At 69.5% G+C, this 1,475-nt stretch carries 2 protein-coding genes; one reads left to right on the top strand and one right to left on the bottom strand.

What is annotated here, in order from left to right; all coding sequences use genetic code 11:
• Positions 1–8: 8 nt before the first annotated feature.
• The gene (locus ABZ641_RS37050) at positions 9–275 is read right to left on the bottom strand and encodes a hypothetical protein (protein WP_359988968.1); all 267 of its coding nucleotides are present in this window, start codon (positions 273–275) and stop codon (positions 9–11) included.
• Between the two features lie 154 nt (positions 276–429).
• Between ABZ641_RS37050 and ABZ641_RS37045 the strand changes: the two genes are divergently transcribed.
• The gene (locus ABZ641_RS37045; RefSeq protein WP_359988966.1) at positions 430–1,101 is read left to right on the top strand and encodes a TetR/AcrR family transcriptional regulator; all 672 of its coding nucleotides are present in this window, start codon (positions 430–432) and stop codon (positions 1,099–1,101) included.
• Positions 1,102–1,475 lie beyond the last annotated feature (374 nt).

Genomic DNA, 1,475 nt, shown 5'->3' with positions numbered 1-1,475 from the left:
CTTCCGATCTACCCGGAATCCACCGCATGGGACCGGTAGTTGACCATCTGCGCCACCACCCGGCAGGGGGTGGTGACGGGCGACAGCAGCTCCGCCTCTCGAGCGGAAGGCCCGGCGCCGGGGGCAGCCGCGGCACGGGCAGCCGCCTCCTGCACGGCGGAACGGTCGGCGAGCAGGCCGGCGGTGGTGTCCGCGTCGGTGTCGACGTGGTGCAGCCGTCCTGTGCCGCTCTCCACCCACCAGCCCTCTGTGGTGCGGACGACCTGGATACTCATCGGCTCTCCTGAGTCCTGGACAGGCGCCGACCGGACACTCCTGCGAGCATCCCCAGTCAGCAGTGATGAAAGAATCAGTCCAGATGGAAGCGTCGTCAACAACCATCGGTGTTGATGAAAACATCAGAACTGATTCACCGGGTAAGATGGGGGCATGAGTACCGACCGACAGAGCAAGGCCAAGAGCCGGACTCCCAGCCGCGCACCCAACCGCCTGGACCGGCGCAAGGCGCTCACCCGAGCCGCGCTGATCGCCGCCGCGCAGGGGTTCCTCGCCGAGCAAGGGAGGACCGACGTGAGCATCCAAGAGATCACCGAGGCGGCGGACGTCGGCTTCGGCTCCTTCTACAACCACTTCACCAGCAAGGACGAGCTATTCGACGCCGCCGTCGCCCTGACCCTGGAGCAACATGGCGAACTCCTGGAATCCGTGGCGGGAGATCTCAGGGACCCCGCGGAGATCTTCGCCGCCAGCGTCCGCCTGACTGGTCGGCTGCAGCGCACCCACCCGCAGATCGCCAGGATTCTCGTCCGCACAGGCATGCCCTATCTCACCTCGGACAGAGGCTTGGCACCCCGGGCGATGCGGGATCTACAGGCCGCCGCCGACAACGGACGGCTGGACATCGACGACCCGCACACTTCCGTGGCCATGGTCGGCGGCGCCCTGCTCGGAGTGCTCCACCTGTTGGAGACCCGCCCGGACCTCAACGCCGAGCATGTTTCCGACCAACTGGCCTTCCGCCTGCTGCGCATGTTCGGCATGACGCGCGCCGAAGCACTGGCCATCGCCACCGGGCCCCTGCCACCGCAGCCCCGGACCTGACATGGGCGGGAGGCGGCGATGGAGAGGGTGGGGCGGACGCAGGGCGTCGGCGAGGGCATCGGCGCGGGCCGGATGTGAGGGTCTGCGGCGAGGGCGGGGGCAAGGGCTTCGGCCAGGGCGGGCCGGAGGGTGTGATCGGTGCGCAGGGACAGGGTGGCGGCGCCGATGGCGGTGCGCGGTTCGGTGGTGGTGGCGGTGCGGCGTTGAGGCCGGCAGCGGTGTAGTCGAGAGGCCGGTGACCGGTGGCGGCGGTCCACAGTGCGGCGGCGAGGGTGTAGACGGCTTAGCTGAGGTGGGCAGCGGCGTTGGTGGCGAGGGCACGGGCGGGCCTCGAGGTGCGCGAGGCCTCCTTCGAACGGGGTGTGACCGCGGGG

Origin of the sequence: Kitasatospora sp. NPDC007106 (assembly GCF_040634455.1) — a bacterium.
Lineage (GTDB): Bacteria > Actinomycetota > Actinomycetes > Streptomycetales > Streptomycetaceae > Kitasatospora > Kitasatospora arboriphila.
This window is presented reverse-complemented; position numbering and strand designations above follow the sequence as displayed.

Bases quoted from the DNA above. Each gene is read 5' to 3' on its own strand.
- ABZ641_RS37050 (WP_359988968.1), bottom strand. From the start codon at position 275: ATGAGTATCCAGGTCGTCCGCACCACAGAGGGCTGGTGGGTGGAGAGC.
- ABZ641_RS37045 (WP_359988966.1), top strand. From the start codon at position 430: ATGAGTACCGACCGACAGAGCAAGGCCAAGAGCCGGACTCCCAGCCGC.